We start from the raw sequence: 6,875 nt of genomic DNA on the forward strand, positions 1-6,875 counted from the left end.
TTCCGATTGGTGCTAAACTTAGGAACTCTACATGAATTGGTCCTACCAGGATTAACACCAATATCGCACCGGAAAATAAATTAATAATAAAACGAAGTAAACTTTCTCCTAAACCATTGAAGAAATGATACGCTAAATAGTTGTATGGTCGATTTATTGTATATGCCAAAGAACCTGATTGAACTTCCTCACCAATCGTTATATAAACAGGGTTTAAGCTTAGGACAATTGCTTCTGCTATTAGCAGATACCAAACTGTTTGAACAAAATCCATACTAAGACTAGTACTTTTGGAAGCAAAAGCGACTTCCCACAAATTAATAAAAATATACATGATCACTAGCATAAACGTTGTTCCATACAATGTTTCTTTCACATAAGCTAAATTACTTTTGACTGAAGTTATAAAAATTGAATAATATTTAGTTAAGACATTTTCAAGATTTTTCATGCTTTCACTCCTTCTTCATCTTTTCATTTTCAAGTGTGAAAATTTGATGAATAATCTCGTCCATAGTAGGATTAAAAATTGTAAAATCCTCAACATTAAAATTCCCCATAATATCTCGCATGATTTGGGTGCATGAATTCTTTTTTATATCCACCTTAAATTCAACTTCATTCAAATTCTTCTTTATTATCTCTATCCCTGTTTGAGTCAAAGTAGGAATGTTATCATCGGAAAATCTTACATATATTTTTTTATGTGTAAAAAAATTTGAATGCAAAGTAGCTAAATTATCATTAAACATAATATTCCCTTTATTTATGACAATTGCTCTGTTACATAACCGTTCGATATCACCAGAATCATGACTGGTAAGGATAATAGTTGTCTTAAATTCTCTATTCATCGCTAGTAATGCCTCTCTAATTTTCCTTTTTCCAACAATATCTAAACCTATTGTTGGTTCATCAAGAAACAATAGTTCTGGCTGATGAATTAAAGATGCTGCAATTTCACATCTCATACGTTGTCCCAAACTAAGTTTTCTTACAGGAGTATAGAGAAAGCTTTCCAAATCAAACAGTTCTACTAAATTATTGAGTTGTTTTAGATAAGATGCTTCGTCTAGCTCATAAATTTTTGACAGAAGGGAAAACGCCTCTATCGGAGGTAGGTGATACCAAAGTTGTGATTTTTGTCCAAAAACGGTTCCTACTTTAAATGAAAATTCTTGTCTCTTTTCCCAAGGATTAAGTGACATTATTTCTATTTTTCCACTGGTTGGATACAATAATCCTGTTAACATCTTTATAATAGTAGATTTTCCAGCACCATTAGGACCTATAAAAGCGACAATTTCGCCTTTGGAAATGGTAAATGAAACGTTGTTTACAGCACTTACTGTTTCAAATTTTGGATGAATTAAATTACGCATACTCGCTTGTAATCCTGGTAACTTCCTTTTTACTTTATAACTTTTACTTAAATCTGTAACATTAACGATCATTTATTTAACCCCCAAAATATTTATTTATCTTTTAGTAGTGTACATATCGGCCATACCTACCACTACTTTTCGTTCGCCTTTAAAAGGATTTCGAGAATGAGACATTAACATATTATCAAGCATCAATACGTCTCCCTTCTCCCATGGAAAGGATATTTCACATTTTGCATATACATCTTGAATGTGGGATAACACTGCAGCATCAAACTTCGTTCCATCTCCATAATAGGAATTTCTTGGTAACCCTTTTTCTGTATACTGTTCTAATAAAAATTCTTGTGTGGTCAAATCAAAATCAGAAATATGAAATAAATGCGCTTGGTTAAACCAAATTTCCTCACGAGTTATAGGATGTGTATAAATACCAGGTCCTTTTTCCTCGGTAGTTAATCCACCCTCAAACCAGTTAAATTTAATACCTTTATCTCTACAAAATTTTTCTATTTTTGATTTATCATTCGTATTAAACGCTTTTTCCCAATTTATCCCCATACCATCTTCGTAAAAATTTCTAACATATTTTACACCCTTGTCCTTAAAATTCATTTTTATAGTAGAATCAATATGTTTTAAAATTTCTCGATTATCGGCAATAGGAGTTTCTCCTCCTTCTTTTGACGGGGTCATGCAATAAAACCATATTTTCATTGGCCAAGTAGAAGTGTATGACATTTCAGAATGATGTGGGATTTTTTGATCTGCTGGATAGTCTGTAGAGGTATATATATTTCCACTAACTTTATTTCTTGGGGTTGATGCATTTGTATATTCCTCTAAATTTTCAGAGAATATACAAATGAAATTATTAAACGTTTCAATTGAGTCTATATTACAATTACGAAATAATAACCCACCAAAGTGTAATAATGCGTTATTTAGCTCTTTTTTGTGATCCTCTATCCACTGCAGTATATGAGTAGTCTCCTTTCTCGGTTTGAGAACTAATAAAGAGCCTTTAATAATTTGTACATTAAATTTTTCCTGAAATAAATCTAGGTTTATCATAATTTACGCCTCCATTTTTTTATATTTCTACCTTTATTAATAATGATAACTTTAAACATAAATTTTACATGCTTGCTAAAAAATTAGCTTGCTTGATTTATAATGGTTTAAGTTAAGAGAATGCGTTCTAGCTATAAACTTATATTTATAACATTGTGTACAAAATATACATCTCAATTAATGTAAATTATAAAAATGTGAAAAATTCTTATACAATTACTTTTTCAAAAAACTCATATGTTCTTATACATATACATTCAGAGTGTTAATCTGCATTATGAAATTCAAATCTCGTGTCTTCAATTTGATTACAACAAAGTTCATTTTATAAATATTTTTTAATCGTTAGATAAAGCGAAAAATATTTGAATGATTATTATTTCAATAAGCAGAAGTTCGAACTCTACAGCATAATTCATTGAAAAAATATTTTTAGCAAGTGTATAAAATAGGTCATTAAAGCAAATATTTTTTAATAATCGCATAAAAAAAGGTGTATGCAACCAAAATATTAACGTTTCTTAAAAAGATAAATTTTACTTATAAAGGAGCTAATTATATGGACTCTAAAGATATTGCAATAATTGGTATAGGCGGACGCTTTCCTAAAAGTCCTACTTTAGAACATTATTGGGAACTACTTCGAAACAAATTAAATGGAATTACTTACTTTAACTTCACTCAAACGGATAATAAAATAAATTCTAAACAAAAATTAGTGAATGCACGTGGAATCCTTGGGAATATTGATAAATTTGATGCTGAATTTTTTAATATTTCACCAACAGAAGCTGCATCACTAGATCCTCAACATCGAATATTTTTAGAAGTCGTATGGGAAGCTCTGGAAAACGCAGGGTATAATCCATTTAACTATGAAGGAATCATTTCATTATATGCTGGCTGCAGTCCAAGTAAATATAAACCTATTGAATCTGATTCAAAGCAAACAGCCTCTACAACGCTTCAAAATTATATTAATAATGCTCCTGAATTTTTAGCTACGAGAGTGGGGTATAAACTTAACTTACGTGGAGAATGTATTTCTGTTGGAACCGCCTGCTCTTCATCATTAGTGTCTGTACATATGGCCTGTCAAAGTTTGTTAAATCAAAGTAGCGACATAGCTATCGCAGGAGGGGTTTCCATAAATGTTCCAGAGTTTAAAGGATATATCTATCAGGAAGGATTAATCTATTCTTCGAATGGAGAATGTAAACCTTTTGATGCAGAAGCAACTGGAACTGTTGAAGGTAACGGTGCAGGTGTAGTTGTATTAAAAAAATTAGAAAATGCAATAAGAGATAAAGATTTTATTCATGCAGTTATTAAAGGAAGTGCCATAAATAATGATGGCAGTGATAAAGCAAGTTATACTGCTCCTAGTCAATTAGGACAAACAAAAGTGATTTTAAGTGCACTTGAAAAATCCAAAATAGATCCTCGAACAATATCTTATGTGGAAACTCATGGAACAGGAACTATTTTAGGTGACCCTATTGAAATGGAAGCATTAAAATCTGCATATCAATTATATACATCGGACAAAAATTATTGTGCAATCGGCTCAGTAAAAAGTAACATTGGTCATTTAACACATGCAGCGGGAATTGCAGGATTAATTAAATTAGTTTTGAGTTTAAAAAATAAAATACTACCTGCTCAATTTAATTTTAGCAAGCCAAATCCGTACATCGATTTTGAAAATAGTCCTTTTTATGTACCTCAAGAAGCCCTTGTATGGAGAGATACTGAATTGAGTCCAAGACGTGGTGCAGTAAGTTCATTTGGTTTTGGCGGTACAAATGCACACCTTATCGTAGAAGAAGCTCCAGATATAGAAAAGGAAAAAAGTCATATACAAAATGCTGAGTTAATTACGCTTTCAGCTAGAACAAATGAACAGTTAATTCAAATTAAAAAGCATCTTAAAGAATATTTAATCCAAAACAAAAATCTAAATTTAGCTGATATCTCTTACACCCTAAATGTTGGAAGGAAAGCTTTTGAATACAGATGGGCAACTATCACCTCTAATATAGAAGAATTAATTAATCATTTAGATGAATCACATATTCAAGAACCATCCAATATAAATCAACATGATGAAATTTTAAATCTGTTTTTACACAAATGGCTTGATGGAAATAACATCGATTGGAATCAATTATATAAAATGAAAAAATATTATAAAACGCCACTTCCATCATATCCTTTCAAGCGTGTATCTTATTGGAAAGGAGAACAAGCGCTTGACTTGGAACAACAATTAAAAGATGAGATAGATCCTTGTACATCTTGCTCATCCTCTTGTGATAAAGAAGATGCTTTTTTTGATCTTGAAAAGAAAATAATAAAAATATTAGAAAGATTATTGGGAGTTTCTAGTTTGAAAAGAAATGATGATTTTTATGCAGTGGGTGGAGATTCTATAGCTTTAATTGATTTCCTTGTAGAAATTGAAGAGGAAACAGATGGTCAGATCTTTTTAACTAGTGAAGAAACATTTGATATCAATACCATTGGAGATTTATGCGATTTATGCTTTACCAAATACGGTAGAGAGTAACTTTTATATCCCGAAATATATTAAGGCATTTTCCACATCATTTTCGTACATCTAAATTCACTATATTGGAGGGAATACAATGCTTGAAAGAGGCCCGGAAAATTCAAAAAATATATCGCATTCTGAAGAAAAATCTAAATTATTAAATACGGCACCTGCTAAAAAAACAAGAAAATATCCACTTTCTCCTATGCAAGAATCTATGTGGTATATGAATAAATTAAATCCAAACACTCCTTCTTACCTTATACAATTCGGATTGTATTTCCACGGTGAGTTAAATATACCTTTACTCAAAGAGTCTTTTTTGAAGTTAGGTCAAAGGCAACATGCCTTCCGAACTAAATTTTCTTATGATCAAGATCATGTACCCTATCAAGAAATAGTTGATGAAGTATTGATCTCATTTGAAGAAATTGATTTCACCAAAATAGCAAGAGAAAATCGGGATAGAAAAATTATCGAATTGGCAAAAGTACAATCATCAAAGAAATTCGATTTAGAAAATGGACCTTTACTTACAGTCCATTTTCTAAAATTTGATATTCAAGAACATGCTGTAATTATGAATATGCATCACATTATTGCTGATGGCCCTTCAGTGGAGATATTAATTAAAGAATTGATTCAAATCTATACAGCAAAAATAGCACATGATTCAATACAGCTGCCTAAATTAAAAGTGCAACATTATGATATTGTAGTTGATTCCACCAAAGAATTTAACACGGCTGAGTTTGAAAACAATCTAAACTATTGGAAAAATACATTTTCAGATAAATATGACGATATTAATTTACCTATTGATTATACTCGCTCTATAGCCCCTTCTTTAAAAGGAACGAGTTTAAATTTTAAATTTGAAAAAGAATTATTTGACCAAATACGCAATTTCAGTCGAAAAAATCGTACTACTCCATTTACTACTTTATTAGCTGCTTTTTTTGTTTTTTTACATCGCTATACCCAACAAGAGGACTTAATCATAGGTGTTCCCATTACCTTACGTGATCGTCGAGACACTAGACCACTTATTGGGTGCTTTATCAATACGTTACCTATACGAGTAAATTTATGGGATAATCCAAGCTTCAATGAATTAATAGAACGAGTAAAACTTACAAATTTAGAAGCTTTTAAAAGAAAAGCAGTACCTTATCAAAAGATTGTTGAAGCTATTACAAAACAGAATGCAGCTGTTTCAAATTCTGTAGTACAGGTATTAATGGGTTATCAAAAAAATCCGTATCATTCTTTTAGTTTGCCTAATTTAAAAGTAAATAGCATTGAATTTGAAGAATCCGGAACTGAATTTGATATCATTCTTGAAATATTAGAAGATGATAACGCACTAACAGCACGCTGGATCTATTCTAGTGAAATATTCCATCACTCTTCTGTATCTATGATGGCACAACAATTCCATTCTCTTTTAAAGGAAATCGTACAGAATCCTGACCAAAATATATCCGATTTTTTAATGCTAAGTGAAACAGATCGGAAAATTCTTTGCTCTTTAAATCAAACTACAACAGATTATCCTAAAGAAAAAGCTATTTATCAGGTTTTTGAGGAGCAAGTTCAAAAAACACCAAATCATATTGCTCTGTCATTTAAAGAGAAGGAGATCACCTACCGAGAGCTTAATGAAAAAGCCAATCAATATGCACACCTTTTTAGAAATTTAGGGATAGCAAAAGGAGATTTTGTAGGTGTTTGTATCGAAAGATCCAATGAACTTATTACAACCCTTTTAGGAATTCTAAAAATAGGTGCTATATATGTCCCATTAGATGCCAATTATCCACAAAAAAGATTAGAATTTATGATTCAAGATAGTCGTATGA

General features: G+C 31.0%; 4 protein-coding genes and 1 pseudogene. 2 read left to right on the forward strand and 3 right to left on the reverse strand.

The window, feature by feature from the left end; all coding sequences use genetic code 11:
- The 3 genes and pseudogenes from AB3X49_RS15315 to AB3X49_RS15325 form a co-directional block, all read right to left on the reverse strand.
- A pseudogene (locus AB3X49_RS15315) lies at positions 1-451 on the reverse strand (ABC transporter permease); the annotation flags it as partial.
- A gap of 4 nt (positions 452-455) precedes the next feature.
- Complete coding sequence (locus tag AB3X49_RS15320) at positions 456-1,454, reverse strand: ABC transporter ATP-binding protein (RefSeq protein WP_367963116.1); 999 nt, start codon at positions 1,452-1,454, stop codon at positions 456-458.
- 24 nt (positions 1,455-1,478) lie between these two features.
- Positions 1,479-2,459 carry a TauD/TfdA family dioxygenase gene (locus AB3X49_RS15325; protein ID WP_367963118.1) on the reverse strand — a complete coding sequence of 327 codons (981 nt, stop codon included), beginning with the start codon at positions 2,457-2,459 and terminating at the stop codon, positions 1,479-1,481.
- A 559-nt stretch (positions 2,460-3,018) separates the two neighbouring features.
- On the opposite strand from AB3X49_RS15325, the gene AB3X49_RS15330 reads away from it, so the two are divergent.
- Together AB3X49_RS15330 and AB3X49_RS15335 are read left to right on the forward strand one after the other, a co-directional pair.
- Positions 3,019-5,028, forward strand: a complete 2,010-nt coding sequence (locus AB3X49_RS15330) for a type I polyketide synthase (protein ID WP_367963120.1) — start codon at positions 3,019-3,021, stop codon at positions 5,026-5,028.
- A 79-nt stretch (positions 5,029-5,107) separates the two neighbouring features.
- Positions 5,108-6,875 (forward strand): condensation domain-containing protein (locus AB3X49_RS15335; RefSeq protein WP_367963122.1); only part of this gene is annotated, 1,768 nt, incomplete at its 3' end.

This window comes from Bacillus sp. C30, from assembly GCF_040838255.1.
In the GTDB taxonomy this organism is placed as follows: domain Bacteria; phylum Bacillota; class Bacilli; order Bacillales; family Bacillaceae_G; genus Bacillus_A; species Bacillus_A mycoides.

What these genes read in the sequence shown, in the direction of transcription:
- AB3X49_RS15320 (WP_367963116.1), bottom strand. Translation starts at nt 1,454, where the DNA reads ATGATCGTTAATGTTACAGATTTAAGTAAAAGTTATAAAGTAAAAAGG.
- AB3X49_RS15325 (WP_367963118.1), bottom strand. Translation starts at nt 2,459, where the DNA reads ATGATAAACCTAGATTTATTTCAGGAAAAATTTAATGTACAAATTATT.
- AB3X49_RS15330 (WP_367963120.1), top strand. Translation starts at nt 3,019, where the DNA reads ATGGACTCTAAAGATATTGCAATAATTGGTATAGGCGGACGCTTTCCT.